General features: G+C 62.6%; 29 protein-coding genes and 1 pseudogene. 8 read left to right on the top strand and 22 right to left on the bottom strand.

The window, feature by feature from the left end; translation table 11 throughout:
• Positions 1-50: 50 nt before the first annotated feature.
• The 3 genes from GST84_15030 to GST84_15020 form a co-directional block, all read right to left on the bottom strand.
• On the bottom strand, positions 51-743 hold the full coding sequence (locus GST84_15030; GenBank protein XGB13564.1) for an RNA polymerase subunit sigma-70: 693 nt from the start codon (positions 741-743) through the stop codon (positions 51-53).
• Complete coding sequence (locus GST84_15025; GenBank protein ID XGB13563.1) at positions 740-1,288, bottom strand: sigma-70 family RNA polymerase sigma factor; 549 nt, start codon at positions 1,286-1,288, stop codon at positions 740-742. The genes GST84_15030 and GST84_15025 overlap by 4 nt, the downstream gene beginning before the upstream one ends.
• 103 nt (positions 1,289-1,391) lie before the next feature.
• Positions 1,392-1,919 carry a DUF3455 domain-containing protein gene (locus GST84_15020; GenBank protein ID XGB13562.1) on the bottom strand — a complete coding sequence of 176 codons (528 nt, stop codon included), beginning with the start codon at positions 1,917-1,919 and terminating at the stop codon, positions 1,392-1,394.
• A 215-nt stretch (positions 1,920-2,134) separates the two neighbouring features.
• Here GST84_15020 and GST84_15015 point away from each other — a divergent pair, with 215 nt between their 5' ends.
• The 3 genes from GST84_15015 to GST84_15005 all read left to right on the top strand — a co-directional run bounded on the left by GST84_15015 (position 2,135) and on the right by GST84_15005 (position 3,700).
• The gene (locus GST84_15015; GenBank protein XGB13561.1) at positions 2,135-2,422 is read left to right on the top strand and encodes a hypothetical protein; all 288 of its coding nucleotides are present in this window, start codon (positions 2,135-2,137) and stop codon (positions 2,420-2,422) included.
• A 401-nt stretch (positions 2,423-2,823) separates the two neighbouring features.
• A complete protein-coding gene (locus GST84_15010) occupies positions 2,824-3,192 on the top strand; it encodes a hypothetical protein (protein XGB13560.1) in 369 nt (122 codons plus the stop codon).
• 199 nt (positions 3,193-3,391) lie between these two features.
• A complete protein-coding gene (locus GST84_15005) occupies positions 3,392-3,700 on the top strand; it encodes a hypothetical protein (GenBank protein ID XGB15782.1) in 309 nt (102 codons plus the stop codon).
• 225 nt (positions 3,701-3,925) lie between these two features.
• On the opposite strand, the gene GST84_15000 is transcribed toward GST84_15005, so the two are convergent.
• A complete protein-coding gene (locus GST84_15000; protein ID XGB13559.1) occupies positions 3,926-4,126 on the bottom strand; it encodes a hypothetical protein in 201 nt (66 codons plus the stop codon).
• Between the two features lie 167 nt (positions 4,127-4,293).
• On the opposite strand from GST84_15000, the gene GST84_14995 reads away from it, so the two are divergent.
• The gene (locus GST84_14995; protein ID XGB13558.1) at positions 4,294-4,653 is read left to right on the top strand and encodes a hypothetical protein; all 360 of its coding nucleotides are present in this window, start codon (positions 4,294-4,296) and stop codon (positions 4,651-4,653) included.
• Between the two features lie 41 nt (positions 4,654-4,694).
• Here the strand turns inward: GST84_14995 and GST84_14990 are convergent, their stop codons facing one another.
• On the bottom strand, positions 4,695-4,901 hold the full coding sequence (locus GST84_14990) for a hypothetical protein (GenBank protein ID XGB13557.1): 207 nt from the start codon (positions 4,899-4,901) through the stop codon (positions 4,695-4,697).
• A gap of 325 nt (positions 4,902-5,226) precedes the next feature.
• Between GST84_14990 and GST84_14985 the strand changes: the two genes are divergently transcribed.
• Positions 5,227-6,027 carry a lipopolysaccharide biosynthesis protein gene (locus GST84_14985; protein ID XGB13556.1) on the top strand — a complete coding sequence of 267 codons (801 nt, stop codon included), beginning with the start codon at positions 5,227-5,229 and terminating at the stop codon, positions 6,025-6,027.
• 70 nt (positions 6,028-6,097) lie between these two features.
• Positions 6,098-6,598, top strand: coding sequence for a methylated-DNA--[protein]-cysteine S-methyltransferase (locus GST84_14980; protein XGB13555.1), 501 nt, complete (start codon positions 6,098-6,100; stop codon positions 6,596-6,598).
• 4 nt (positions 6,599-6,602) lie between these two features.
• On the opposite strand, the gene GST84_14975 is transcribed toward GST84_14980, so the two are convergent.
• From GST84_14975 to GST84_14965, 3 genes and pseudogenes are all read right to left on the bottom strand, one after another.
• Positions 6,603-6,845, bottom strand: coding sequence for a hypothetical protein (locus GST84_14975; protein XGB13554.1), 243 nt, complete (start codon positions 6,843-6,845; stop codon positions 6,603-6,605).
• On the bottom strand, positions 6,842-7,585 hold the full coding sequence (locus tag GST84_14970; protein XGB13553.1) for a carbon-nitrogen hydrolase family protein: 744 nt from the start codon (positions 7,583-7,585) through the stop codon (positions 6,842-6,844). Before GST84_14970 ends, GST84_14975 begins: the two co-directional genes overlap by 4 nt.
• Positions 7,586-7,683: 98 nt before the next feature.
• Positions 7,684-7,773 (bottom strand): annotated as a pseudogene (locus tag GST84_14965) (DUF3016 domain-containing protein).
• Between the two features lie 26 nt (positions 7,774-7,799).
• On the opposite strand from GST84_14965, the gene GST84_14960 reads away from it, so the two are divergent.
• Entirely contained in the window at positions 7,800-8,525 is a 726-nt protein-coding gene (locus GST84_14960; GenBank protein XGB13552.1) for a serine/threonine protein phosphatase, read from the top strand.
• On the opposite strand, the gene GST84_14955 is transcribed toward GST84_14960, so the two are convergent.
• Complete coding sequence (locus tag GST84_14955) at positions 8,473-9,087, bottom strand: LysE family transporter (GenBank protein ID XGB13551.1); 615 nt, start codon at positions 9,085-9,087, stop codon at positions 8,473-8,475. The genes GST84_14960 and GST84_14955 overlap by 53 nt on opposite strands.
• Positions 9,088-9,169: 82 nt before the next feature.
• Complete coding sequence (locus GST84_14950; GenBank protein XGB13550.1) at positions 9,170-9,979, bottom strand: helix-turn-helix domain-containing protein; 810 nt, start codon at positions 9,977-9,979, stop codon at positions 9,170-9,172.
• A 131-nt stretch (positions 9,980-10,110) separates the two neighbouring features.
• Between GST84_14950 and GST84_14945 the strand changes: the two genes are divergently transcribed.
• On the top strand, positions 10,111-10,734 hold the full coding sequence (locus GST84_14945; protein XGB13549.1) for a LysE family transporter: 624 nt from the start codon (positions 10,111-10,113) through the stop codon (positions 10,732-10,734).
• On the opposite strand, the gene GST84_14940 is transcribed toward GST84_14945, so the two are convergent.
• From GST84_14940 to GST84_14885, 12 genes are all read right to left on the bottom strand, one after another.
• A complete protein-coding gene (locus tag GST84_14940) occupies positions 10,731-13,208 on the bottom strand; it encodes an autotransporter outer membrane beta-barrel domain-containing protein (GenBank protein ID XGB13548.1) in 2,478 nt (825 codons plus the stop codon). The genes GST84_14945 and GST84_14940 overlap by 4 nt on opposite strands.
• A gap of 112 nt (positions 13,209-13,320) precedes the next feature.
• Positions 13,321-13,596 (bottom strand): peptidylprolyl isomerase, encoded by a 276-nt coding sequence (locus GST84_14935; protein XGB13547.1) that lies wholly within the window; start codon positions 13,594-13,596, stop codon positions 13,321-13,323.
• A gap of 87 nt (positions 13,597-13,683) precedes the next feature.
• A complete protein-coding gene (locus GST84_14930) occupies positions 13,684-15,636 on the bottom strand; it encodes an acetoacetate--CoA ligase (GenBank protein XGB13546.1) in 1,953 nt (650 codons plus the stop codon).
• Between the two features lie 91 nt (positions 15,637-15,727).
• Positions 15,728-16,207 carry a serine protease inhibitor ecotin gene (gene eco, locus GST84_14925; GenBank protein XGB13545.1) on the bottom strand — a complete coding sequence of 160 codons (480 nt, stop codon included), beginning with the start codon at positions 16,205-16,207 and terminating at the stop codon, positions 15,728-15,730.
• Positions 16,208-16,262: 55 nt separating this feature from the next.
• Positions 16,263-17,033 (bottom strand): 3-hydroxybutyrate dehydrogenase, encoded by a 771-nt coding sequence (locus GST84_14920; GenBank protein ID XGB13544.1) that lies wholly within the window; start codon positions 17,031-17,033, stop codon positions 16,263-16,265.
• A 10-nt stretch (positions 17,034-17,043) separates the two neighbouring features.
• A complete protein-coding gene (locus GST84_14915; protein XGB13543.1) occupies positions 17,044-18,435 on the bottom strand; it encodes a GntP family permease in 1,392 nt (463 codons plus the stop codon).
• 225 nt (positions 18,436-18,660) lie between these two features.
• Positions 18,661-20,043, bottom strand: coding sequence for an AAA domain-containing protein (locus tag GST84_14910; GenBank protein ID XGB13542.1), 1,383 nt, complete (start codon positions 20,041-20,043; stop codon positions 18,661-18,663).
• Between the two features lie 59 nt (positions 20,044-20,102).
• Positions 20,103-21,119, bottom strand: a complete 1,017-nt coding sequence (locus GST84_14905) for an ABC transporter permease subunit (GenBank protein XGB13541.1) — start codon at positions 21,117-21,119, stop codon at positions 20,103-20,105.
• Positions 21,119-22,177: a microcin C ABC transporter permease YejB gene (gene yejB, locus GST84_14900; GenBank protein XGB13540.1), complete on the bottom strand. Its 1,059-nt coding sequence runs from the start codon at positions 22,175-22,177 to the stop codon at positions 21,119-21,121. Before yejB ends, GST84_14905 begins: the two co-directional genes overlap by 1 nt.
• Positions 22,174-23,973 (bottom strand): ABC transporter substrate-binding protein, encoded by a 1,800-nt coding sequence (locus GST84_14895; GenBank protein ID XGB13539.1) that lies wholly within the window; start codon positions 23,971-23,973, stop codon positions 22,174-22,176. Before GST84_14895 ends, yejB begins: the two co-directional genes overlap by 4 nt.
• Before the next feature lie 142 nt (positions 23,974-24,115).
• Positions 24,116-24,397: a peptidylprolyl isomerase gene (locus GST84_14890; protein ID XGB13538.1), complete on the bottom strand. Its 282-nt coding sequence runs from the start codon at positions 24,395-24,397 to the stop codon at positions 24,116-24,118.
• An 81-nt stretch (positions 24,398-24,478) separates the two neighbouring features.
• Complete coding sequence (locus tag GST84_14885) at positions 24,479-25,540, bottom strand: 3-deoxy-7-phosphoheptulonate synthase (GenBank protein ID XGB13537.1); 1,062 nt, start codon at positions 25,538-25,540, stop codon at positions 24,479-24,481.
• Positions 25,541-25,633 lie beyond the last annotated feature (93 nt).

Here is a 25,633-nt window from a genome sequence, read left to right as displayed (position 1 = left end):
TGGCTTCCAGCTTTACGAAGGCCGCAGACACGTGCTGCGGCCCTTTCGTGTCATATCACTTTCACCGCGCGTCCAATGAACTTCACCGGCCCTGTCGGCAGACCGGTAGGCGAGCCACCGGCTTTCTCCAGCGTCAGCTCGAACAATTGATTGGCCTCCAAAGGGGGCAGGCTTTGCAGCGGAACCCGATAGGGTTCGCCTGGTTTGACCAGGCCAAGCGAAACCGGGGCACGCCATTGCTCGCCCTTGGTCCAGAACTGCAGGGCCATGCCGTCGGGGACCGTGTCCTGGCCCAGCGGCAGCAGTTCGATCATGTGGCTGTCACTGGCCTGTACCACCCAGCCGGGGGCCTGGCTGTTTGGCGCCACCAGCACCACCAGGTATTCCGTGGTAGAGGGGGGCGTGGTCAGCAGGATAAACGCCAGCAGCAGGCTTGCAGCCAGCCCTGCGGCGCTGAGCCTTTGCCACAGGCCGAGGCGTTGCCACAAACGCGTCTGTGTGCGCGGTGCGGGTAGCTCGTCGAGGCTGCGCTGGATACGGCGCCACAGGCGGGGGCTCGGCGGCTGTGGGGTAGACAGCGCGGTCAGCTCCAACAGCCGGGCCTCCCAGGCATCCACAGCGGCGCGGAGCGCGGGGTCGGTATGCAGGCGTTCGGCCACCGCGGCATATTGCTCCGGCGACAAGGTCCCCAGCACATATTCCCCGGCGAGGCTGTCCAGTTCTTCGGCAGAATCGGGCTTCATTCCAGACACTCCCGTAGCGCTTTGAGGCTGCGTTTGATCCAGGCCTTGACAGTGCCCAGTGGCGCGCCCAATAAACCGGCTATCTCGGCGTGGCTGCAGCCGTCCACGTAGGCGTGCAGGATGCAGCGTTGCGGTGCGGGCTGCAGCTGTTCAAGGCAACGGTAAATCTTTGCTGAGCCGGACCAGAGGTCAAGGTCATCAACCCTCCCGTGCAATGTTGACGCAGTTTCGGTGTCGGCATCGGTCAGTACCGTTTCACGGCGGGTATCGCGTATCGAATTCAGTGCCAGGTGGCGGGTAATGCTGTAGATCCAGCCCCGAGCCGAGCCGCGCGCCGGGTCGTAGCTGGCGGCGCGGGTCCAGATGCGGATGATCGCATCGTGGACGATGTCTTCTGCAGTGGCGTCGTCACGTGCGATACGCCGGGCAACGCCCAGCAGGCGCGCGCCTTCATGATCGTAGAGCGCCTGCAGGGCTCGCCGGTCACCCTGTGCACAGGCGACCAGGCAGCGATGGAAGTCGAAGGGGGCGGCCGGCGAGTTCAACGTGTGTGGCTTCCTTGTGTAAGGCAAGGTACCCCGGCCATCCAGCCGGGGGCTTGCCATCGAGCGTAGATCATCACTCGCAGGGCGTAGGCTCAGGTGCGTGTTACTTGGCTGTCCAGAACACATAGTCAGCCTGGTACTGGACGACCTGCCTGGCACCTTTGTTCTGGGTCGTGCAGTCGACTGACGGCGCCACACCACCGCGGGTAGCCAGGCGCTGGATATAGCTGACCCCCTGCATGGCGCCTTTGCCTTCGGCCGGGTTGGCCTTGACCAGTTGATACGGTATGGCGCCTTTGTCCGCCGGTGCCACTGCCAGTTGGGTGCCGGTGACTTTCGAGCCATCCTTGGCCTGCCAGGTGGCGGGCGGGCCAAAGTAGTCGCCCACCTGGTTACCGGTACGGTCATTGAGCACTGCCTTGGGACCGACGAAAGTCCATTCGGTCTGACCTGGGGTGTTGGCCTTGTCGCGGCACTCGTAGGTGATCTCGCCGACGCCGACGGTTTCGAGCAGGACGCGATGGCCATCAGGGACTTTGATCGGTTCTGGCAGCGCGCTCTGAGCGTGGGCGGGCGGCAGCGCAAGGGCGAGGCTGCAGGCAAGCAGGCAGGTGGAGTATTTGAAGTTCATTTGCAGTGCTCCTGAAAGTCATTGGGCTGGGCAGTCAAAGGCCGCCCACCAGCAATACCCGCCAACGGGCGGACTGGATGCACTGAATAAAAAAAATGCATAGCGAGATGAGCCTGCATGTGTTTGCCTAGAATCTCGAACGAGCGATGAGCCTCTTCGCCATCGCAGGACTGCTTTAACGCGCGCACCCCGACAACCCCACGAGGACACTGCGAATGAAGCGTTTGTTACTAGGCCTGTTGCTTGCCGCATCGGGCGCTGCCCACGCCGGTATTCCGCTGTTGAACGCGACATGCCCCGGAAATATCGAGGTCCATGCCGATAAAGGTGGGCCTATCTACATCAATGGCAGGGAAGCCAAGCTAAAGAAATTCAATGACAACTATTTCGAGGCCAAAGGTGGAGGGGTAACGGTATCGTTGTCGATCAACCCGGACGGCTCGCCGGACGTTTCGTATACCGGTAAGAACAAAGCCAATGGCGTATGCCAGATCAAGGACTGACTGCGCGATTGCGCTGTTTGGCTGGCGCGGTGCCAGTGGGCGGTATCAGGTTGCTGGAACGGGAATTGCTGTGACCTTGAGACATTGATCATGCGGGGTACGCAGATATGACTCAGGATGACCGCTATTACATGATTTTCAGCGTGGTTGCTGTGCTGGTACTGGACCTGGCGGCGACTTATGTGTTTCTCAACGCCATCCCCTGACCCCGGTTATGGGGTAGGACTTACTCGTAATCGGGGCACGGCAGGGCGTGAGGGAAACGCCCTGAAACCTATATAGCAAACAAACCTAATGCCCGGTCGCGATGGCGCAGTAACATGGGCATACCAAAACCTAAAAAAGGGCAGGCTGCTTGGCAACATTTCCCGGTTTTCGATGGGGCTGCAGGAGCGTGTCGCATGAATAACTCAAGATCGCTAGCAGGGGCACTACTTGTATCCGGGGTAGCCATGTTGTTCATGGCAGGCTGCGCACAAAACCCTGATGTACGTGACAGCCACGATTATACGGCTGGCACTACCATGAAAAGCCCACCTGCGTATCTGGGGTGCGTCAAAGGCGAGCTACAAAGCAATGTGAAAACCTATGAAGTCGAGGGTGATAACGCGGTCAGGCTTTTCGTCGAAAGCACTGACCCCGACAAGGCCGATGGTCTTGTAGAGTTGCGGGGCGCGGGAGCCGAACGCCACTTCACGGCCTATCAACGTGATGCCTGGTACGACCATGGCAGGTTGCTGGATGCTGCACTGATGTGTTCAAAAGCGTAATCATTCTACCCCACACCAATAGCCCGCCGTCGAGAGCGGGCTTTTTGTCTGCCGATCGCCTGCCCGGCAACGTTCAAAAAGGGCGGGTGGAGCCGGTATGGCCTGAGCAGCGTTGCTTTGCATTTGCCGGCCCCGCCCGTAATAATCGTTGTATTTGGATGGAGAGTCGCAGGTGGAAGCAAGAAGCGTAGTCGCCGAAATGTTCATTGGGATTCCGACGCATTTCTGGGTTTTGCCTGTTGCCGGCCTGGTTGCCTACTACGGGCTGAAGTGGTCCGCCAGATCCAGTCATCGTGCCACCCTGCTACAAGCCTCGACTTACCTGTTACTGCTGGCACTGGCAGTTCTGCCCAACGGCTTTTATGCACTGTTTCCTCCCGCACCCGAGCCGGATGTGCTGTTGAATCAAACGCCGTTGCCCAACTATGCAGGGCGCTTCTACCTGGATGCGTTCTATGTCTTCAGTGGCTGGGCGCTGAGCAAAGTAGTCAAGTTAAAGTTCAGCTGATTCGCAGCTCGCATACCTGTCGCGCTGACGGGATCAGTAATTGCATACCCCTTTTGAAACCGGCGCATCTGGGGGATACGGCAATGCTCTCTGAAGATCTGTACGTCATGTTCCTGTTTGTCGGCAGTGTGTTGGCCCTGGATATAGCAGCCATTGTGTTGTACAGGGGAGCCAAGCCCTGACCCCGGGTTTGGCTCGCAATGGCGCCGGAGTATCCTCAGGGCTTCAGCTTTTCTCCTGTACCTGCAGCACCGAACCCTTGTCGTCAGTTGCCAGCAGTCCGCCGGCGTTGGTGTCGTCTGATTGTCGCTCGGCAAGGGGGACGTCCTGCGAGCGAAAGATACTATGGCCCTGTTCACCGGTTTTAAGGGTGACGAGTTTGCCGTTCTGATAGAAGAACTGAGTGTGGTTGGCGTTCGTTTGCATGGTATGAAGCCCTGCCGAGTCGTGGTGTGATGTCCCTCGGGAGTTTCACTGTTGCGGCGTGCCCCGGCTACTGGCAGAAATATCAGGTGCGCTACACAGATCTCGCTTGGGCTTCGTCCTGCTGCAAGACTTTGGTTGATTGGTAACGCGGTGTCATCGCCGTTAGAATGCAGCGTATCCATAACGGCCGATTGCAAATGCCTACATTTCGTATTTTTCTCGCAACTGTGTTGGTTGCCAGCCTTGCCGGTTGCGCAACCCCTGGCAAACCCACAGCCAGCAAACTGACCAAAAAGTCGCCGCAGCAGTACGCCGCCTGTGTCCTGCCAAAATGGCAGGCGCTGGCACCCCAGGCCACGCAGAAGTCGATAGCCCACGGCTACCGGCTCACGGCATCAAGTGCCGTGGCAAGCGACGATGTGCTTGACGTAGTCGACGTTCGCGAGGGCAGCCGCGCGACCTTCTACAAGGGCAGCTTTCTGTCTGGCGACAAGTTACGCCAGGCTGCCAAGGAATGTCTGGATTGAGTCAGTAACCCGAGCTTGCTGAGCCGCGCAGATCTCTACGGTTACCCCGCGTCATCCCGCTTGTTCAAATGCTCGCACTTCACCTGCGCCTCCTTCCGGTTTGGATAGCTCGGCTTGAGCCGCTCCTTTGCCTGATTGTCATAAATGTCGAACCCTCCACAAACGGTAGCGGCGTAGTAGCGGCTGCCTACGCGGAACGACTCCTTTTCGATCGGCACAGCGGGAACGATAACGAATCTTGGTTGCATTTTTCGTGCCTCCCCAGGCAGATGTTTAAGTATTAGTCTCGCCAGTGGTAAGCATCAAGCAGGCTCATGACGAAAGGCGCTTAGTACCCGTCCGTCACCATCGGTGATGGTCATCGCTATTCCTTATCCACAGTAGGGGAACACTTTTTCACTGCGGTGGTCTGTTAAGGCAGTTGGACCAGCCGGTATTCGCCAGGCTGAAACCCCGCCAAACAAGGGAATGGCGGTTGACTGAAGCTCAGCCAAGTAACGTCAGGTAAAAGCGGCCACGGCATATACACGGATCAGTATTGTGGTTTGTACTGTCCGGTTAAAGATGCCATTGATGAACACACTTCCGTTGCAGCCAAGCGCTGAACGCGGGGCGTTCTCCGATTTCGAGGCGTGTCGCAACACCCAGAAGGGCCCCGTGGTGATCCTTGCCTCCGGCGCTTCTGCCAAACAGTTTCCACTGGGCGAGTTTGCGCATTTGCCCATCATCGCCATGAATGGCTCGGTCGCCATGACCGCCGAACACGGCATAAAACCTTTCTTCTACGTGTGCACCGACAAAAGCTTTTGCCAGCAACAGCCGGCCTTGTTCGCCACTGCCGTGCGCGACAGCGAACGCCTGGCCCTGTGGCCAGAGCAGTATGCGCGTGCCGATGTGCCAGCCCACACCCAGTGTTATGCCTTGCACAAAGCCGACACGCCGAGCCTGCTGGACGGTTTGCGCGGCCAGGGTGACAGTTGCGTGTGCAACCGGGCACTGTGGAGCAAACGCAGCCGCTCGATCGCCTTCAGTAAAGACCTCGCCCATGGCTTTTTCGATGCCCGCACGGTGGTTTATGTGGCCTTGCAGTTGGCCTATCACCTGGGCTTCGAGGAAGTGTTGCTGGTGGGGGTAGACCTCGACCAGAGCGTCGGGCGCTTTTACGAGGACGGCCAGGGCCCGTCTTCGCCGTGCGGGCTCGACCAGCATTGGGACAGCCGCATCCTGCCGTCGTTGACGCTAATGGCCAGGGAGGTGGTGAACGAGCATTTCCGCGTCTACAACCTGTCGGCAACATCACGCATTCCCGCTGAACTGATACCCAAGGTCACGCTCAGCCAGGCGCGGCACATTGCCGGCTGCGCAATGAACTGAGCAAGAAAGCGGGTGCATGAAAGACTGTGGATGCGTACAGTTGGGCGGTCGCAACTTGCAGGAGCCGGCTATGTCCAGCGCATTCACGATCATGCCATCGCCCGTCGGTATGCTCACCCTTGTGGCCCGTGGCAACTGCCTGGCAGCCGTATTGTGGGAAGAAGAGCGGGAAAACCGCGTACGCCTGGGCGCGCTGCACCGGGACGACCAGTGCCCGGTACTGCTGGAAGCCGCTCGCCAGCTGGGCGAGTACTTTGACGGCAAGCGCCAGCGTTTCGAGCTGGCGCTGGATTTTGCCGGTACTGAGTTCCAGCGTCAGGTGTGGGCTGCGCTGCTGGCGATACCGTTCGGCGAAACCCGCAGCTACAGCGATATTGCCCGGCAGCTCGGCAACCCCAGGGCGGTACGCGCGGTCGGCGCTGCCAATGGCCGCAACCCGATTTCGATCATCGCCCCGTGTCACCGGGTAATCGGCGCGTCGGGCAACCTGACCGGTTTTGCCGGTGGCCTGGCGGCCAAGCAGTACCTGCTGGCGCTGGAAGGGCGACAAAGCCTGGCACTGGACCTGTAAGGCGTCAATCGAACCCGCTGGCAATCAGGCAGGCCAGCACGGCCAGCACCGTACCAGCGATCAAGGTGTACTGCCGCCGCGCCAGACGTGCGCGGGGCTCGACCTCACGCAGGTACTCGCCGGGCGTAGGCGCATCGGGCCGATGGCGCAAGCCCTCGGCCACATCGGCAAGTTGACCCTGAATCAGCAAGCCGACCAGGTAGTAGGTGCAGGCGTAACTCAGCAACGCCAGAAACAGATAGATCATGCAAGGTACGGACTCAAGGGCAGGGTGATCGCGCTGGCACTGCGGGTGTCGAGTACGATCAGGCCTTCACTGTGGTCATCCAGGTTGGCCAGTAACTGCCCTTGGCTGTCCCACGCGGCAGAACCGCCAGCACCGATGAAGGTGTCGGCCGGCCCCACGCAGTTGGCCATCAACACTGGCATGCCCAGCTCGCGTGCCACCTCTGGGTAGTGCGCATATCCCTCGCGGATACCCTTGGCGGTTTTCGCAACGCTGACCAGGTACAGGTCGGCACCGCGCTCGCGGGCAATGGCGGCATGCGCCATGAACATCGATTCGTAGCAGATCGCCGGCGCCACCCGATGTTCACCCACCTCCAGCAGCAATGCCTGATCACCTGGGGTGAAGTAAGGCAGCTCATCATCATGCAAGCGCTGCTTGGCATAGGCCTGGCGCGGCGCCCCAGGACAGAAGATGGGCATGCCGATGCGTATGCCGTCGGGCGTCGGTAATGGCAGGCCCACGGCAACCGTAATGCCCAAGCGGTCACACGCTGCCTGCAGCGGGTCCAGGCGCACGGAGGTGACGGGCAGGGCGGCCTGGCGTGCCACACTCGGCTCATAGCCGGTCAGTGACAGCTCGGGGAACACGACCAGTTCGGCACCCAGGGCCGCAGCCTGCTCGATGCAAACCAGATGGCGCTGGAGGTTGGTTGGCAAATCGCCCTTGAGCGACGCCAGTTGTACGGCGCACAGTTTCATCAGAACCATTCCCTGGTGAAGATTGACGTGCCGAGCATACTATCGGCACCAACGCCTGTTCCAGTGAAGGGTTTTTCAGGAAGCCTGGGGTACGCGGCAAAACGCCCTCCGACCTGCGCAGCCACGGTACCTTGTGCCATGCTGTCCAGTGACAGCGCCATGAGCACGGCCTGCGCGAAAGCGGGCATGGTGCTACCAGCGGAGGAACACTGTAATGGCACGGTTTCGGCGGCTGATCGCCAATATCCGGGGACGGGATCTGGCCGTGGGCGATATCCATGGCCACTTCCAGCGCCTGCAACAATGCCTGGATGCGGTGGGGTTCGATCCGGCGGTGGACCGCTTGTTCAGCGTGGGTGACCTGGTCGACCGTGGGCCGCACAGCGAGGCAGCGCTGGAATGGCTGGCCCAGCCTTGGTTCCATGCCGTCCAGGGCAATCATGAAGCCTTGGCAATCACCCGCGTGCGTGGTGGGCGGCTCGACCTGGGCATGTACCGCGCCGCCGGGGGTGGTTGGTTCCTCGACTTGCCGCGGCGCGAGCAACTGCGTTTCGTGGAGCGTTTCGAGCAGTTGCCGATTGCCATGGAAGTGGAGAGTGCGGACGGGCTGGTAGGCCTGCTGCATGCAGACAGCCCGTTTGCCGACTGGGCAGTCTTACGCTCCTGGCTGGAACTGGATGACGACCCTGAAGTGCGCCAAGTGTGCCAGTGGTCGCGTCGGCGCCTGAAAGAGGGGGACACCCAACCGGTGCAGGGCCTGCGAGCCCTGCTGGTCGGCCACACCCCGGTGCTGGAGGCCAAGCTGCTGGGCAATGTGTGGCACCTGGACACGGGGGGCTGGGCCAGCGGCCATTTCACCTTGGTCGACATGCGCACCTTGCAACGGGTCAGCCCCGAGCCAGATGCAGCAACAATGCCCCCGCCAAGATCACCAGCATGACCCCCGAGGCCCGCTCCAGCCACGCCAGGCTGCGGGCGAATCGCCGCAGTACCCGCTGGTTGCCGATGGCCACGGCAACCAGCAGGTCCCAGAGCAGGACGATGCTGAACATCCATACGGCGTAGGCTGCCTTCCAGCCGGGGCTGACGCTGGCGACCATGCTCGCCAGGCTGGCATAGAACAACGCGTTCTTGGGGTTGAGGATGCCGGACAAGAAGCCCATGCCCAAACTGCGCCACCAGCCATGAACCCGCTGGCTGCCGGTGACTGCGCCCAGGCTGGTTTGCCCGGCATGGCGCAGGAACAGCACGCCGATGTACAGCAGGTAGCTGGCGCCTGCCAGTTGCAGGGTGGTGAACAGCGGGCCGCCCTGCTGCAGTACCGAAAGCCCGGTGAAGGCCATGACGATGAACGCGCCATTGGCCAGCGCTATGCCCAAGCAGGCGCCGCTGGCGATGCGCCAGCCGCTGTTGATCGCGTTGCGTGCGACCAGGAAGAAGTCCGGGCCAGGTGAGAGCAGGGCGAGAAAGTGGGCCAGGGCGATGATCATGAATTGCTGCATTGGGGGCTGCTCTACGGAAAAAACCGCAGTCTGCTGCCGGGCTGCTCTGGCGTATTGAACAATATTGCACCTGCAGCAGCCTTCAGTTCCCTCGGTACTGCCCCGGCGTAACCCCCACATGGGCCTTGAACACCCGCTGGAAATGGCTCTGGTCAGCAAAGCCAAGCTGATAGGCCACTTCCGCCAGGGCCAGCCCTTCACTCAACAGTTGCCGCCCGCGATTGACCCGGGCATTGAGCAGGTAGGCATGCGGCGTGAACCCGGTAGCCGCACGAAACGCGCGGATCAGCTGATAGCGCCCAAGCCCCGCCTCCCGCGCCAACACCTCCAGGCTCAATTGCGCAGGGTCCTGCTGCTCGATGCGTGTAAGCAACCCGCTCAAGGTGGCGGTTTCCAGGGTGGGGGGCGCTGCCAGCGGTGGGTGCGCGGAAAAGTCCAGGTCGCCCAGAAAGGCAATCAGCGCCGCATCTTTCTCACCGGTGCAGGCACTGGAAAACAGTAACCTGTTCAGCGCGCAGAACTGCCGATATACCTCAGCCTCCCTGCAGATACGCACCGGTTCGCTGGCTCCGATACCGCCAAGACCTGACTCCAGGCGCAACTGCGTCAGCCAGTCGGCATCCACATGCAGCATCTGATAGCTCCAGGCCAGGCCGGGTGCCGGGTTGCAGGCATGCACGCGGTGGGCGGGGACCATTACCAGTGTGCCGGGTACCAGGTGCTGCTGCCCGTCGGCAGCCCCGGTGAAATGGCTGTGGCCAGCATCCACCGCACCAATGGAAAACGTCGGGTGGCTGTGGGCCTTGTAGCAGGCCCGGCTATCGCAGGCGCGCCGGCTTTCGACATGTGCCAGGGCCGGGTCGCGCCACAGGGCGGCGTGGGAACGGGGCATTACAGGCTCCTCGGTATTGCCGGAAGGGTAACAGGTACCGTGCACCCGTACAGTTTTTATCACTGGCTGTTACTTGACCCCAGGGCCCGGAACGCGCCGAAATAGACGGCTGTTGTCAGAGGAAAACGAGAATGGACCTTTCAAGCCTGCTGCTTTTCATCCCCGCCTGCTTCGCCTTGAACATGGCGCCAGGGCCAAACAACCTGTTGTCGTTGCACAACGCCAGCCGTTACGGCCTGCGCACCGCCTGCGTGGCAGGCGGCGGCCGTATCCTTGCCTTCTGCGGCATGATCGCCCTGGCAGCGATGGGCCTGGCAGTGGTGTTGCATACCAGCGAATACCTGTTCCTGGCCATCAAGGTGGTGGGCGCGGCCTACCTGTTCTACATCGCCTGGCAACTGTGGCGCGCACCGGTGAGCGAGACCGTGGTGGCAAGCGATCACCCAGGCGGCACTTGGCGCCTGGCGCGCCAGGAGTTCTGGGTGGCGGCCGGTAACCCTAAGGCCATCCTGATCTTCACCGCCTTCCTGCCGCAGTTCGTCTCGGTCGGTAGCAGCACCCCGGTGAGTGAGCAGTTCCTTTGGCTGGGTGTGTTGTTCCTGCTGCTGGAATGGGCGGCCATTGCCATCTACTCAGGCCTGGGCGCCTACATGCAGCGTTGGTTCAGCCAGCCTGGCCCACGCCGGATGTTCAACCGGGTCAGCGCTTCCTTGCTGGGTTGCGCGGGCCTCGGTCTGCTGGCTGCGCGCCGCTAGAACTGCCAGCGCACGCCCAGGTTCACGCCGCTGGCTTCCTGCTGGCGGCTGTCCAGGTTGGCGGTGTACTGCACGCCGCCATGCAGGCTCAGCGCTTTGTTGACCTGCGCTACCACACCGCTTTCCAGTTGCACCGAGGTATAGCGGTAATCGGTCCTGATCTTGTCTGCGTCATCGAAGGTCAAGGTGTCGCGCCCACCGTCGCCGTGCCACAGGTTGACCTGCGCATAGGGTTGCAACAGGCGGCCGCTGCTTCCTGTGAACGCACCCTCCAGGCGCAGGCCCAAGCGACCTGTCAGCTCGACCTGGGCGTCATGGCTGATGCGCGAGACGCTGTCGCTGGCGCTGTCCAGCGCGACCTTTTGCGCAATCAGCTGAGCTTGCGGTTCCACGCGCCAGCGCTCGGACAGGGTGATGGGGTAGCCCGATTCCAGTGAAGCTGTCCAGGCGTGGCCGTCGACGTTCAGCGTGTCGCCACGATCGGAGCGGGCGCGGCCATCCAGGCGGGTGTACTGCAACACCGCGTCCAGGTACGCGCCCTGTGGCCCGACCAGCGTCCAGTAGGTGCCCACGCTATCGCCATCGAGCTTCAGGTCGCCCACGCTGCGGTCTTGAACGGCCAGGGCAAAACCTTTGACGTCGGCGTCCAGGTGGCTGTGGCTTACGTAGATACCGACATGCTGGCGGTAACCGTTCTCGCCAACCTTGGCATACAGGTCCTGGCCTACCTTGAAACCGTACAGGTCGCCGTCCAGGCTCGGGTTGACCGTGCCGCTCCATTGCTGGCGCAGCGCGCCGCCGTAGGCTTGCCCCCAGCTGGCGGGCAGGGCGCTTTCACCTTGCAGTAACAGCTGGTCGCCCTGGCGTTGGTGGAAGGTGCCCAATGCCTGGCGGGCGATGATCGCGGCACCCCGTGGCGCTGCGGCATAAACCGGGACCTCGGGGCGGTACAGCGGCAGGCTTTGGCCCTGCGCCGGAGCAGGCAGCTCGGCTTGGCCGGGCGCGGGTGCAGCAACGGGCGGGATGACGGCCGGGGTGATCACCGGCGGCTCGCCCGGTGCCGGCACAGGGGTTGGAGCGGGTGGCGCAACCAGCGTCGAGCGCAAGTACCAGCTGTTTTCACTGCCAGCAGTGACGCCGCCTTTGAACAGCCGGTAGTCGTAGGCACCGGCCGATAGCCTCTGGGCCTGTACAAAGGCGTTGGCCGTGCTGGTGGCGCCGTCGCGGGCTTCGACCACCTGGATGCCGTTTTGGGCAGTCGCCGCACCTGCGCCGTTGAGGTTGTTGATGAGCACCTGGGTAGAGCCGGCGATGGCACCGCGGCTGATCACCAGGCGATCGGAAGCAGCGCCATCGCCGGCCAGCACGCTGTTCAGGCGAAGGGCGCCGTTGTTGCCGGTGTAATCACCCTCGATGCTCAAGCGGCCCATGGCATCATTGCCGGCTGTGAGGTCAAGTGTACCTGCGTTGCTGATTGCGGCGCGCTGGTCCGGGGCAAATGCAGTGATTACCCCTTGGCGTGAAGTGATGCTGCTGCTGGCGTCGAGGGCGAGGCTGCCCGTGCTGCTGTTGCTGTCGCCCAGTACCAGCGTGTCATCCAGTGCCAGCCGGCTGCCATTGTTCAGCGCCACACGCTCCCAATTCACATAGCGGGCACCGCCTGCCGGCTGGCTGGCATCGAACGTCAGGCTATCGGTACCGTCGCCACCGTCCACAGTGATACTCAGCACCTCGGGCGTGAGGCCTTTGAGCAGTGCCGTGTCATCACCTGGCCCCGCATCCACGCGCCCGCCAATACTGCCACCGTCCCAGGTGAAGCGGTCGTTGCCAGTGCTCAGCAACACATCGCCGCCAACCTGGCCGCCATGCACCAGCACCTGGTCATCGCCACCGCTGACGCTGATATTGCCGCCGATGTTGCCATCGAAGACTTCGATATAGTCCTTGTCGAAGGCCGCGATGACGTTCCGGTCGACGCTGCCGCCACGCATGATGAAGGTGTTCTCGTCCAGCCGCATGTTGACGTTGCCGATACGGCCGTTGTCCATTTCGGCATAGTCGCCGCTGTCGAACGTGCCCTTGATCCAGCCGCCGGTCATGTGAAAGGTGTCCAGGCCATCGCCCTGGTTGACGTTGCCTTCGATGACGCCGCCGCTCATGGCGAAGTCATCGATGCCGGCACCCTGGTGGATGTTGCCGCCAACACTGCCAGAGGCCATGTCGATGCTGTCTCTGCCGGCGCCAAAGGTTACGTCGCCGGTGATGGCGCCGCTACCGGATGCCGGGAATACCAGGCGGTTATCACCGCTGGTGTCCACCAGCGAGGGCGCAGTGCCGCTGTCACAGGTGTAGGTGTCGTTACCCGGGCCGGGTGAGAAGGTGCAAGCCGCGTTTGCGGCGGGCGGGGCCATGGCCAGCAGCGGGAGCGAACCCAGGGTCAGCATCAGGGTTAGACGCATCAGGAAAACCTCCATTCTCCGGGGAGTCCTGCGCACCACACGTCGTGTGCAGGGTTACCGGGGTTGTATAGAGGAGTGCGTCACGACCACAACTGGCAAAAATGTCAGGTGGCAAAAGGCTAGCGCCTTAGTCGCGGTAGAACGTTTGCACCAGGTGGTAGCCGAATTTGCTCTTGATCGGCCCGTGTACCACCCGCAAAGGCTTCTTGAAAATCACCTGGTCGATGGCACCGACCATCTGCCCTGGGCGGATTTCGCCCAGGTCACCACCCCGCTTGCCGGATGGGCAAAGAGAGAACTTTTTGGCGAGCACGTCGAAAGCCTCGCCGTTGGCGATGCGCTGCTTGAGCTTTTCGGCTTCGTCAGCGGTCTTGACCAGTATGTGGCGGGCTTGGGCTTTCATGGGCTACCTGTGTATCGGGAAAAAAGGCGGCATTATGCCTGATTGAATCCAGCAGAAGCGATCGTGCCTGAATGGCCGCGATGAATGTCAGCTCTTCAGCTCTGCGCGATCGCGAAACTGCTCCAGTGCCTCCGGGTTGGCCAGGGCATCGGTGTTCTTCACCGGCCGCCCATGCACCACATCGCGAATCGCCAGTTCCACCAGCTTGCCACTGATGGTGCGCGGTATGTCGCTGACCTGGGCGATCACCGCCGGCACATGGCGGGGTGTTGTGTACTGGCGTATTACCTGGCGGATTTGCTGGCGCAGGGCTTCATCCAGCTGCAGGCCGTCGTGCAGGCGCACGAACAGCACCACCCGCACATCCCCGTTCCAGTCCTGGCCGATGGCCACGCTTTCAACGACCTGTTCGACCTTTTCCACCTGGCGGTAGATCTCCGCGGTGCCAATGCGCACGCCGCCCGGGTTGAGCACGGCGTCGGAGCGCCCGTGAATCACCATGCCCCCGCTGGCTCGCTGCTCGGCGTAGTCGCCCTGGGCCCACACCCCCGGAAACTGGCTGAAATAGGCATCCTGGTAACGGCGGCCGTCCGGGTCGTTCCAGAAGCCGAGTGGCATCGAGGGGAAGTTGCGCGTGCACACCAGCTCGCCTTTTTCGTCCACCACGGGCTGACCCTGCTCGTTCCACACCTCCACCGCCATACCCAGGCCCTTGCACTGGATTTCGCCACGACGCACAGGCAGGGTCGGGTTGCCCAGCACGAAGCAGGAGACGATATCCGTACCGCCCGACATGGACACAAGCCACAGGTCGGCCTTGATCTTGTCGTATACATAGTCATAGCTGTGCGGTGACAGCGGCGAACCGGTGGACAGCAGCAGCCGCAGGCTGGTCAGGCAGTGGCTGGTGGCGGGTTCCAGGCCTGCCTGCTCGAGTGCCGCCAGGTACTTGGCGCTGGTGCCGAAGGCGTGGATGCCCTCGGCCTCTATCAGGTCCAGAAGGCGCCCGGGGCCCGGGTGGAACGGCGAGCCGTCGTACAGCACCAGCGTGGCACCCACCGCCAGGCCGCTGGCCAGCCAGTTCCACATCATCCAGCCGCAGGTGGTGTAGTAGAACAGCACGTCATCGGCCTTCAGGTCGTTGTGCAGGCCGTGTTCCTTGAGGTGTTGCAACAGCACGCCTCCGGCGCGATGGACAATGCACTTGGGCACGCCGGTGGTGCCACTGGAATAGAGGATGTACAGCGGGTGGTCGAACGGCAGCGGGGTGAAACGGGGCTCGCCGCCGGGCTGGAAGAAGTCATCCCACAGGCTGACGTTGGCTGCCTGGAATTCGTCGGCACGCGTGCCTTTGCGGGTATGGGGCACCACGATCAGTTGCTCCAGGCCAGGCAACTGCGCGCACACCTGGTTGACCTTGGTCACCTGGTCGATGGCCTTGCCCGCATACTGGTAACCGGCGCAGACGATCAGCAGCTTGGGTTCGATCTGGCCGAAGCGGTCGATGATGCCATGCACGCCGAATTCGGGCGAGGAGGAAGACCAGACTGCGCCAAGGCTGGTGCAGGCGAGCATGGCCACCAGTGTTTGCCAGGTATTGGGCATGATGGCCGCTACCCGGTCGCCCGGGACGATACCTGCAGCCTTGAATGCCGTTTGCAGCCCGGCCACCTGCGCGGCCAGTTCAGCATGGCTGAACACTTCGCGTTGGCCGTCTTCGCGCACGGCGACCACGGCCGGGCGGTCGTCGCGGCGGCGCAGCAGGTGTTCGGCAAAGTTCAGGGTGGCATTGGCGAACCACTGTGCATCGGGCATCTGCGGCCCTTCGCTAAGCACCTGGCTGGGCGGGGTATGCCAATGTACGTGGAAAAACTCGGCAAGGGTTTGCCAGAAGTCGGCGCGCTGTTCGATGCTCCAGCCGTGCAGGGCCTGGTAGTCGTCGAGTTGCAGGTTGTAGCGCAGGTTGACCCGGCGGCGGAAGGCATCCATCCGGCTGGCCTCGATCTGCGTTGTGGACGGGCGCCAGAGCACATCGTTCATGCCGAATCTCCTTTACCGGAACAAAGCAGGCTCAGTGCAGGATCAGCCTTGTGTTGCGAAGAAGCTGATCCTGCAGAGAAAGCGGTTCTGCTTACTCTACTTTAGCCTTTTGCACATCCTGCGATGCCGACCACACGCGGTAGCGCACTTCGACATCCTTGGGCACATACACCACTACCGGCAGCTTGCTGTTGTAGCGCAGCAGGAAGCCGTCGCCGACCACCGGCACGAAGGCCTCGGTCTTCTTGCCGTCCGGGCAGGCCATCAGTGTGCTGGCCGGGCCGCTGACGTTGTCCAGGCGGTAGTAACTGTAGCCCCAGCCTTCCAGGGTGCGCTCTTCGAGGCTGCCGCCCAGGCGCTGGCGATTGCAGTCGACCTGCAGGGTCTTGCCAGCGAGGATTTCCAGTTTATAGGCCGACTCATCGGCCTGGGCCGGCAGGTGGATAACCTGCCGGGTGAAGCCTTTTTCCGCCTCGGGGTAGGGCGCGATGTCCTTCAGGCTGGCGGCCATCGCAGGTGCGGCGGCGGCCAGGCTCAGGGCTAGAAGCGCGGTCATTGGGGTAGGGCGCATAAGGCCTCCTTGCTGATAAACGAATGCGCGGCCGTTGCCAGGCCCAGGCCGCCCGTCACTGGGCCAACCAGCCACCATCGACGTTCCAGGCGGCGCCGCGAACCTGGCTACCGGCGTCGCTGCACAGGAAGAGTACCAGCTCACCGAGGTGTTCGGGGGTAACGAAGGCCAGCGACGGTTGCTTTTCTGCCAGCAGATCGTGCTGCGCTTGCAACCGATCGCCACCCTTGGCCGCACGATCGTCGATCTGCTTTTGTACCAGCGGTGTCAGCACCCAGCCCGGGCAGATGGCATTGCAGGTGACATGACTGGTGGCGGTTTCCAGGCCGACCACCTTGGTCAGGCCGACCACACCATGCTTGGCTGCCACGTAGGCTGCCTTGCCAATCGAACCGACCAGGCCATGGACCGAAGCGATATTGATGATGCGCCCCCAGTCGCGCGTGCGCATGCCCGGCAGTGCCAGGCGGGTGCCATGGAATACGGCCGACAGGTTCAGGGCGATGATCTTGTCCCAGCTTTCCGGCGGGAACTGCTCAACCGGTGCCACATGCTGGATACCGGCGTTGTTGACCAGGATGTCGACGCCGCCGAACTCACGTTCGGCCAGGTTGAACAAGGCTTCGATCTGGATCACATCCGACAGGTCGGCCGGGTGATGGACGACCTTCACCCCGTGCCGGGCAATTTCCGCCATGGCGGGGCCCGGGTCGCCAAAGCCGTTGAGCACGATGTTGGCGCCAGCCCGGGCCAATACCTGGGCGATGCCCAGGCCAATGCCGCTGGTTGAACCGGTGACGAGTGCAGTTTTGCCTTCAAGGGTCATGCCATGCTCCTTAGACGATGCCAGTGGCGTAGAACGTGGTGATGACCACGAACACCGCCAGGGTCTTGATCAGGGTAATACCAAAAATGTCCTTGTAAGCCTCGCGGTGGGTGAGGCCAGTCACCGCCAGCAAGGTGATCACCGCGCCGTTGTGCGGCAGGGTGTCCATGCCGCCGCTGGCCATGGCGGCTACCCGGTGTAGCACTTCCAGCGGGATGTCGGCCGCGTGGGCGGCGGCGATGAACGTGTCGCCCATGGCTGCCAGGGCGATGCTCATGCCGCCCGAAGCAGAGCCAGTGATGCCGGCCAGCAAGGTCACGGTGATGGCTTCGTTCACCAATGGGTTTGGGATGCCGCGCAGGGCATCGGCCAGCACCAGAAAACCCGGCAACGAGGCGATTACCGCGCCAAAGCCATATTCCGAGGCGGTGTTCATGGCTGCCAGCAAGGCACCGCCCACCGCGCTTTTGGTGCCTTCGGCCAAACGCGTACGAATGGCCCCAAAGGCGCACACCAGGACCATCAGGATGCCCACCAGCAACGCAGCCTGCACAGCCCAGATGGCCGTCAGCTTGGTCACGTCGCTTTGTACCGGTGCACTCATGCCTGGCAATTGCAGGCTGTGGCTGGGGCCGTACCAATGCGGTATCCAGTGGGTGAACACCAGGTTCATGACCCCCACCAGTATCAGCGGCGACAGCGCCAGCCAAGGGTTGGGCAGGCTCAGGTCGGCAGCGGTTTCCGGCTCGTTGCGCAAGTTGGCGCCATAACCTTCACCGGCGCGCAGGGCCTTGTTGCGCTGGCGCTGCAGGTAGGCCATGCCGGTAAAGAACACGAACAGCGTGCCGATCAGGCCCAGCCACGGTGCGGCCCAGGCGGTGGTGTTGAAGAAGGTGCTGGGGATGATGTTCTGGATCTGCGGGGTGCCGGGCAAGGCGTCCATGGTGAACGAGAATGCGCCCAGGGCGATGGTGGCCGGGATCAGGCGTTTGGGGATGTTGCTCTGACGGAACATTTCGGCGGCGAACGGGTACACCGCGAACACCACCACGAACAGCGAAACACCGCCATAAGTGAGCAGCGCACAGACCAGTACGATGACCAGCATCGCCTGGCGGGTGCCGAGCAGGCGGATGGCCGCAGCGACGATCGAGCGGGAGAAGCCGGACAGTTCGATCAGCTTGCCGAACACCGCGCCCAGCAGGAATACGGGGAAGTACAGTTTGATGAAACCGACCATTTTCTCCATGAACACCCCCGTGAACGCAGGGGCGACGGCAGAAGGATCGGTGAGCAGGACAGCGCCGAGGGCGGCGATGGGGGCGAAGAGGATTACGCTGTAACCGCGGTAGGCGGCCAGCATCAGCAAGGCCAGAGCGGCGAGTGCGATGAGCACGGTCATCGGGGTGGGTCTCCTGGGTGAGTCTTGTTTTTATCGTTGAACAGGAGATAGCGGGAATCGTGCCAACTATGTAACTTGCTGATTTGTAAGGGATAAAGAGTTTTGTTAGAAGTTTATGTCTACATTCAGAGACGCCAGGGGCTGCTTTACAGCCTATCGCTGGCTTGCCTCTGATAGAAGGCGGAGCTCTGGCGGTAATCTCAAATAAGAAACAAGAGTCTCCAATCAGAGACCAAGTGCCGCCATCTTCTTGTACAGCGTCGACCGCCCCAGCCCTAAGGCTGCCGCTGCCTCCGGCACTTTTCCTCCCTGTTCGGCCAGCGCCCCGGTAATCAGGCCGCGTTCAAATGCCTCGCACGCCTCGCGGTAGGTCTGGCGTTTGGGCGCCTCAGCCAGCGGGCTCAATGGCCCCAGTGCCGCACGCAAGTCCGCAACCCCCAGCCGAGGCTGATCCGCCAGCAAGGTCGCGCGCTCCAGCACATTGCGCAGCTCGCGAATGTTCCCCGGCCAGGCATGCCTGGCCAGCAGTTGCTGCGCTTCAGCTTCCAGCTCGTACTGGCTGCCCAGCTCAGCCAATATGGCTTCGCACAGCGCCGGCAGGTCCTCCAGCCGTTGCCGCAACGGCGGGACATCGATCGGCAGCACATTCAGCCGGTAATACAGGTCGGCGCGGAAGGCCCCGCGGGCCATGGCAGCCTGCAGGTCGATGGAGGTGGCGGCGATGATGCGCACATCGCTGCGCAGCATCTGGTTCGAACCGACCGGTTCGTATTCCTTTTCCTGCAGCACCCGCAGCAGCTTGCTCTGCAGGGCCAGCGGCATGTCGCCGATCTCGTCGAGGAACAGCGTGCCGCCTTCGGCCAGTTGCAGCTTGCCGCTGCGACCTTTGCGGTCGGCGCCGGTAAAAGCACCCGGCGCGGTGCCGAAGAATTCGGCTTCCAGCAGCGTCTCCGGGATGGCTGCGCTGTTGATGCTGACAAAGGCTTTGTGCGCCCGTGCTGACGCTGCGTGAATGGCGTGGGCCAGCAGTTCCTTGCCGGTGCCGGTTTCGCCCAGCAACAACACGGGTGAATCGCTGCCGGCGCCACGCCGGGCGCGTCGCTTGGCTTCCAGGCTGGCCGCGCTGCTGCCTACGAACTGGGCGAAGCTGTACTTGGCCTGGCGGGCGCGTAGTTGCGAGCGGGTCGAGGCCAGTTCCTGCTGCATGCTGGAATAGCGTTTGAGCAGCGGCGAAAGGCTGCGCAGTTCGTCGAACAGGGCAAAGCCGATGGCGCCGATCAGCGCGCCCTGGTCGTCGTGGATGGGCAGGCGCATGACCACCAACGGCTCGTTCTGCGTGTCGAGCATGTCCAGCAGGATGGGCCGGCCATTGCTTACCACGTCGCGCATCAGGCTCCCAGGTATCACCGTTTCGCAGGGTTGGCCGATGGCACTGGCAGCGTCGGCCAGGCCAAAGCGTCGGGCGTAGCGTTCGTTCATCCAGACGATGCGTGCCTGGCGATCGACGATCACCGTGCCTTCGCTGGACTGCTCGATGATCTCGAACAGCGAGCGGATCGCCAGTTGCCGTACCTGGGGGTAGTCCTTGAGGCTGTCGCTGTCGTGCATGGGTGAACATCCTGAATCATGTATTAGCACAAGCCCGCGAAAAGGCCTGGCCTGAAAACTCATCGTCGGGGGTCAAACGCTTCACGCAAGGCATCCCCGATAAACACCAGCAGTGACAGGATCACCGCCAGCGCAAAGAACGCGGTAAAGCCCAACCACGGTGCCTCCAGGTGCTGCTTGCCCTGGGTCACCAGCTCGCCCAGCGAGGCGCTGCCCGCTGGCATGCCAAAGCCCAGAAAGTCCAGCGCGGTCAGTGTGGTAATGGCCCCGGTCAGCATGAACGGCACATAGGTCAGCGTGGCATTCATGGCATTGGGCAAGATATGCCGCAGCATGACCTGGCTGTCCGGTAACCCCAGCGCCCGCGCAGCCTTTACATACTCCAGATTGCGCCCGCGCAGGAACTCGGCGCGCACCACGTCGACCAGGGCCAGCCAGGAAAACAGCGCCATGATCCCCAGCAGCCACCAGAAATCCGGTTCGACAAAACCGCTGAGGATGATCAGCAGATACAGCACGGGCAACCCCGACCATACCTCCAGCAGGCGCTGCCCGAGCAGGTCGACCCAGCCCCCGTGGTAGCCTTGCAGGGCGCCTGCCGCCACGCCAATAAGCACACTGACCGCGGTCAGGGCAAAGGCGAACAGCAGCGATACCCGCGTGCCATAAAGCACCCGCGCCAGCACGTCACGGCCTTGGTCGTCGGTGCCTAGCCAGTTGCTGGCACTGGGCGGGCTGGGGGTGGGCACCTGCAGGTCGTAATTTGGTGTGTCGGCACTGAACGGGATAGGTGCGAACAGCATCCAGCCACCTTGTTCCGCGATCAGTTGGCGCACATAGGCGCTGCGGTAGTCGGGTTGAAACGGCAGTTGCCCGCCAAACTGCTGCTCGGTGTAGCGTTTGAGCGCCGGAACGTACAGCTCGCCCTTGTAGCCCAGCAGCAGTGGCTTGTCGTTGGCCACCAGTTCGGCACCAAGGCTCAGCAGCAGAAGGCCGGCAAACAACCACAGCGACACCCAGCCCAGGCGGTGGCGCCGAAAGCGTTGCAGGCGACGCCGTGATAGGGGCGATAGCATCAATGCGCCCTCGTATCGAAGTCGATGCGCGGGTCGAGCAACGTGTAAGACAGGTCACCGATCAGACGAATCAGCAGGCCCGCCAAGGTGAAGATGAACAGCGTGCCGAACACCACCGGGTAATCCCGCGACACGGCGGCCTCATAACTCATGCGGCCAAGACCATCGAGCGAGAAGATCACCTCGATCAGCAACGAACCGGCGAAAAATACCGTAATCAGCGCCTGTGGCAGCCCGGCCACCACCAGCAGCATGGCGTTGCGCAGTACGTGGCCATACAGCACGCGGCGTTCGCTAAGGCCTTTGGCCCGGGCAGTGACCACGTATTGGCGGGAAACCTCGTCGAGGAAAGCATTCTTGGTCAGCAACGTGAGGGTGGCGAACCCTCCGATCACCAGGGCGGCGACCGGCAGCACCAGGTGCCAGAAGTAGTCGGCGACCTTGCCCAGCAGGCTGAGCTCGTCGAAATTGTCCGAGACCAGGCCGCGTACCGGGAACCAGCTGAGCGAAGTGCCGCCGGCAAACAGTACGATCAGCAAGAGCGCGAACAGGAACGAAGGCAGGGCGTAACCGATCACGATCAATGCGCTGCTCCAGGCATCGAAGCGGCTGCCATGGCGCATTGCCTTGCGGATGCCCAGCGGGATCGACACCAGGTAGGTGATCAGCGTGGCCCAGAAGCCCAGCGACAAGGTGACCGGCAACTTGTCGAGAATCAGGTCGGTGACTTTGGCGCCGCGGAAGAAGCTGTTGCCAAAGTCCAGCCGGGCATATTGGCCCAGCATCAACCACAGGCGTTCGGGGGCGGACTTGTCAAAGCCGTACTGGCGCTTGATCTCTTCGATCAGTTTCGGGTCCAGGCCGCGTGTGGCGCGGGATTCGCCATGAACCACTTCAGCGCGCGCGCCAGGTGCGCCGCCACCGATGCCCTGGAGGCGGGCCACGGCTTGCTCCACCGGGCCACCCGGCGCGGCCTGGACGATGGCGAAATTGACCAGCAGGATTGCCAGCAGCGTCGGAATGATCAGCAACAGGCGGCGCAGGATATAAGCGGTCATGGCGAGGCCTTCCGGCGTTCGGCCATTTGCGCGTTGGTCAGCGGGGTAGGGCTGACCTCCCACCAGGTGTCCAGGCCCTCGTCATAGGTGGCCTGGACCTTGGGCAGGCCGAAGCGGTTCCACCAGGCGGTGGAGCTGCCTGGCGGGTAGTAGTTGGGGATCCAGTAGTAATTCCATTGCAGCACGCGGTCCAGGGCATGGGCGTGACGCAGCATGTCGGCCTGGGTGTCGGCGCGAACCAGGCCGTCGATCAGGTGGTCTACGGCCGGGTCCTGCAGGACCATCAGGTTGTTCGAGCCGGGGTCGTGAGCGGCCGCCGAGCCGAAGTAGTTGTACAACTCGGCGCCCGGCGACAGGGTGACCGGGTAGCCGGTGACGATCATGTCGTAATCGCGCGCCATCAGCCGGTTGACGTACTGGGCCGAGTCGACGTTGCGGATGTTCAGGGTCACGCCGATCTGGGCCAGGTTGCGCTTCCACGGCAGCAGCAGGCGTTCAAGGCCCGCCTGGCCATTGAGGAACGTGAACGCCAGTGGCGTGCCCTGGCTATTGACCAAGCGGTCGCCTTCGGGGTACCAGCCGGCTTGTTCGAGCAGGGCCAAGGCCTGCAACTGCTGTTTACGGATGATCCCCGAGCCGTCGGTGACCGGGGCAGTGAACACCGTGGTGAACACTTCATCTGGCACTTGGCCGCGCAAGGGGGCGAGCAGCTTCAACTCCTCCGCATCCGGCAACTGGCGAGCGGCCAAAGGGGTATTGGAGAACACGCTTTGCTGGCGGATGTACAGGTTGCGCATCATCTGCCGGTTGCTCCACTCGTAGTCCCACAACATACCCAGCGCCTGGCGCACACGGCGGTCCTTGAACTGCGGCTGGTCGAGGTTGAACACGAAACCTTGGGCCACCTGCGGTTTGGCCGGGGCCAGGTGGGCGCGTTGCAGGCGGCCGTCGTCCAGTTGCGCACCGTTGTAGCCCAAGGTGTAGGCCGTGGCGGAGAACTCGCGGTTATAGTCGTAGCCACCGCCTTTGAGTACCTGGCGCGCCACTTCGGTGTCGCCGAAGTACTCGATGCGCAGCTTGTCGAAATTGTAGCGGCCACGGCTGGCCGGCAAGTCACGTGCCCACCATGTCGGGTCGCGTTCGAAGGTGATGCTGCGGCCGTTGTCGATGCGCCCGATGCGGTATGGCCCGCTGCCAACCGGCTTGTCGAAGCCGGCACCGTTGGCAAAATCGCGCTGCTGCCAGTCGTGCTCGGGCATTACCGGCAGGCTGGCGAGGTCCAGCGCCAGGGTGCGGCCGTGCTCGGGCTTCAAGTCGAATCGTACGCTGTGCAGGCTTTCCACGGTCACGCCGGTCACGTCGGCAAACTGGGTACGGTATTTGAGGCTGCCCTTGCTCATCAGCAGTTCGAAGGTGAAACGCACGTCTTCGGCGCGCACCGGCTTGCCATCGGCGAAGGTGGCGCGTGGGTCGATGTCGAAACGCAGCCACTCATCATTGGGGCCGCGCTCCATGCGCCGGGCGATCAGGCCGTAAACGGTATAGGGTTCATCGTACGAGCGTACCGCCAGTGGCGCGTACAGCAGACCATCGACTTCGCTGACACCGATGCCTTTGTCGATGTAGGGCAGGATGTGGTCGAACTGGCCGATCTCGATGGCCGAGCGGCGCAAGATGCCGCCCTTGGGGGCGTCGGGGTTTACATAGTCGAAATGCCGGAAGCTGGCGGCGTAGCGGGGGGCTTCACCGTAGACGGTGAGGGCGTGGGTGGTAGCCGCTTGGACCGTAAAGCCCATGCACGAAAATACAAGCCCCCACAATACTTGTGGGAGCGGGTTTACCCGCGAATGCGTCGGAGCAGGCAACGAGGTTGTCTGGTCTGGCCTCTTCGCGGGTAAACCCGCTCCCACAGGGGGGCTGATCACCGGGAGGGGGGAATCAGTCCTGGCGGCTGGTCACTTCCAGCAGGTGGTAGCCGAACTGGGTCTTCACCGGGCCTTGCACGGTGTTGACCGGGGCGCTGAAGACCACGGTGTCGAATTCCTTGACCATCTGGCCTGGGCCGAACGAACCCAGGTCACCGCCCTGACGGCTGGACGGGCAGGTGGAGTTGGCTTTGGCGATTTCAGCGAAGTCGGCGCCTGCTTCGATCTGGGCTTTCAGTTCGTTGCACTTGTCTTCGCTGCTGACCAGAATGTGGCGGGCGGTTGCACGGGCCATGGGTACTGCTCCTTGGGGGTAAAAAAGGCAAGCCTAGCGCACTTGTCCGGGGTATGTCTCGCCAGGCTTGCAACCATTGGCCTACAGTTTTTGTGCCGCCTCACGCAACAGGGTTTCGGTCGAGGCCCAGCCCAGGCAGCCGTCGGTAATCGACACGCCGTATTTGAGTGCGCCCTTGCCCAGTGCCTGGCAGCCATCGAACAAATGCCCTTCGATCATCACCCCGACCAGCGAACGGTCGCCGCCCAGGCGCTGCTCCAGCACCTCATTGAAGACCGCTGGCTGGCGCGCCGGGTCCTTGCCGCTGTTGGCGTGGCTGCAATCGACCATGATCCGTGCCTGCAGGCCGGCCTTGGCCAACGCCTGGCGGGCCATGGCGATGCTGTTGGCATCGTAGTTCGGGCCTTTGTGGCCGCCGCGCAGTACCAGGTGTGTGTCCGGGTTGCCCAAGGTCTCGATGATCGCCGGGTGGCCCTGTGCATCCATGCCGAAGTGCCGGTGGGGGTGGGCAGCGCTGCGCATGGCGTCGCTGGCGATGGCGATGCCGCCGTCCGTACCGTTCTTGAAGCCGACCGGCAGTTCCAGCCCACTGACCATTTCGCGGTGGATTTGCGATTCGGTGGTGCGTGCGCCAATCGCGGCCCAGGCCAGCAGGTCATCGAAGTAGCCGGCGGCCATCGGTTGCAGCAACTCGGTAGCGATCGGCAGGCCGCGTTCGATCATGCTCAGCATCAGCCCGCGGGACAAGGCGATGCCTGAGTGCATGTCGTCACTGCCATCGAGGTGCGGGTCGTAGGCCAGGCCTTTCCAGCCCACTGTAGTACGCGGTTTTTCGACGTAGGCGCGCATCACCAGCAGCAGCTTGTCGTTGACTTCGCGGCCAAGGGCGGCCAGGCGGTCGGCGTATTCCAGGGCCGCGCGTGGGTCATGGATGGAGCAGGGGCCGACGATGACCAGCAGGCGTGGGTCGCGGCCTTCGAGGATGTCGCGGATGGCCAGGCGATGGGCCTGGACTTGCTGGGCCAGTTCGCTGGACAGTGGCATCTGTTGCTTGAGCAGGTGCGGGCTGGGCAAGCGTTTGCTGACAGTGGTGTTGGCCGCTTGCGGCTGGGTCAGGGGCAGGGCGAGGCTGGAAGCGTGCATGGCGTTTTTCCCTGGGCGGACAGCGGGTTCAGGCCCGCATTGTCGGCCCTATCGAGGTGTTCGACAGATCGTTGAATTGGTATTGGCTGCTGC

It is taken from the genome of Pseudomonas putida (assembly GCA_041879295.1).
Classification (GTDB): domain Bacteria; phylum Pseudomonadota; class Gammaproteobacteria; order Pseudomonadales; family Pseudomonadaceae; genus Aquipseudomonas; species Aquipseudomonas putida_Y.
The sequence above is the reverse complement of the archived record's forward strand: the minus strand, read 5'-3'. Positions and strand labels throughout refer to the sequence as shown.

Bases quoted from the DNA above. Each gene is read 5' to 3' on its own strand.
- GST84_14890 (XGB13538.1), bottom strand. From the start codon at position 24,397: ATGGCCCGTGCAACCGCCCGCCACATTCTGGTCAGCAGCGAAGACAAG.
- GST84_14920 (XGB13544.1), bottom strand. From the start codon at position 17,033: ATGACCCTTGAAGGCAAAACTGCACTCGTCACCGGTTCAACCAGCGGC.
- yejB (XGB13540.1), bottom strand. From the start codon at position 22,177: ATGACCGCTTATATCCTGCGCCGCCTGTTGCTGATCATTCCGACGCTG.
- GST84_14980 (XGB13555.1), top strand. From the start codon at position 6,098: ATGTCCAGCGCATTCACGATCATGCCATCGCCCGTCGGTATGCTCACC.
- GST84_14995 (XGB13558.1), top strand. From the start codon at position 4,294: ATGCAGCGTATCCATAACGGCCGATTGCAAATGCCTACATTTCGTATT.
- GST84_14950 (XGB13550.1), bottom strand. From the start codon at position 9,979: ATGCCCCGTTCCCACGCCGCCCTGTGGCGCGACCCGGCCCTGGCACAT.
- GST84_14935 (XGB13547.1), bottom strand. From the start codon at position 13,596: ATGAAAGCCCAAGCCCGCCACATACTGGTCAAGACCGCTGACGAAGCC.
- GST84_14895 (XGB13539.1), bottom strand. From the start codon at position 23,973: ATGGGCTTTACGGTCCAAGCGGCTACCACCCACGCCCTCACCGTCTAC.
- GST84_15010 (XGB13560.1), top strand. From the start codon at position 2,824: ATGAATAACTCAAGATCGCTAGCAGGGGCACTACTTGTATCCGGGGTA.
- eco (XGB13545.1), bottom strand. From the start codon at position 16,207: ATGCGCCCTACCCCAATGACCGCGCTTCTAGCCCTGAGCCTGGCCGCC.
- GST84_14990 (XGB13557.1), bottom strand. From the start codon at position 4,901: ATGCAACCAAGATTCGTTATCGTTCCCGCTGTGCCGATCGAAAAGGAG.
- GST84_14885 (XGB13537.1), bottom strand. From the start codon at position 25,540: ATGCACGCTTCCAGCCTCGCCCTGCCCCTGACCCAGCCGCAAGCGGCC.
- GST84_14975 (XGB13554.1), bottom strand. From the start codon at position 6,845: ATGATCTATCTGTTTCTGGCGTTGCTGAGTTACGCCTGCACCTACTAC.
- GST84_15020 (XGB13562.1), bottom strand. From the start codon at position 1,919: ATGAACTTCAAATACTCCACCTGCCTGCTTGCCTGCAGCCTCGCCCTT.
- GST84_14955 (XGB13551.1), bottom strand. From the start codon at position 9,087: ATGCAGCAATTCATGATCATCGCCCTGGCCCACTTTCTCGCCCTGCTC.
- GST84_15000 (XGB13559.1), bottom strand. From the start codon at position 4,126: ATGCAAACGAACGCCAACCACACTCAGTTCTTCTATCAGAACGGCAAA.
- GST84_14970 (XGB13553.1), bottom strand. From the start codon at position 7,585: ATGAAACTGTGCGCCGTACAACTGGCGTCGCTCAAGGGCGATTTGCCA.
- GST84_14905 (XGB13541.1), bottom strand. From the start codon at position 21,119: ATGCTATCGCCCCTATCACGGCGTCGCCTGCAACGCTTTCGGCGCCAC.
- GST84_15015 (XGB13561.1), top strand. From the start codon at position 2,135: ATGAAGCGTTTGTTACTAGGCCTGTTGCTTGCCGCATCGGGCGCTGCC.
- GST84_14910 (XGB13542.1), bottom strand. From the start codon at position 20,043: ATGCACGACAGCGACAGCCTCAAGGACTACCCCCAGGTACGGCAACTG.
- GST84_15030 (XGB13564.1), bottom strand. From the start codon at position 743: ATGAAGCCCGATTCTGCCGAAGAACTGGACAGCCTCGCCGGGGAATAT.
- GST84_14915 (XGB13543.1), bottom strand. From the start codon at position 18,435: ATGACCGTGCTCATCGCACTCGCCGCTCTGGCCTTGCTGATGCTGGCC.
- GST84_15005 (XGB15782.1), top strand. From the start codon at position 3,392: ATGTTCATTGGGATTCCGACGCATTTCTGGGTTTTGCCTGTTGCCGGC.
- GST84_14930 (XGB13546.1), bottom strand. From the start codon at position 15,636: ATGAACGATGTGCTCTGGCGCCCGTCCACAACGCAGATCGAGGCCAGC.
- GST84_14960 (XGB13552.1), top strand. From the start codon at position 7,800: ATGGCACGGTTTCGGCGGCTGATCGCCAATATCCGGGGACGGGATCTG.
- GST84_14945 (XGB13549.1), top strand. From the start codon at position 10,111: ATGGACCTTTCAAGCCTGCTGCTTTTCATCCCCGCCTGCTTCGCCTTG.
- GST84_14940 (XGB13548.1), bottom strand. From the start codon at position 13,208: ATGGAGGTTTTCCTGATGCGTCTAACCCTGATGCTGACCCTGGGTTCG.
- GST84_14985 (XGB13556.1), top strand. From the start codon at position 5,227: ATGAACACACTTCCGTTGCAGCCAAGCGCTGAACGCGGGGCGTTCTCC.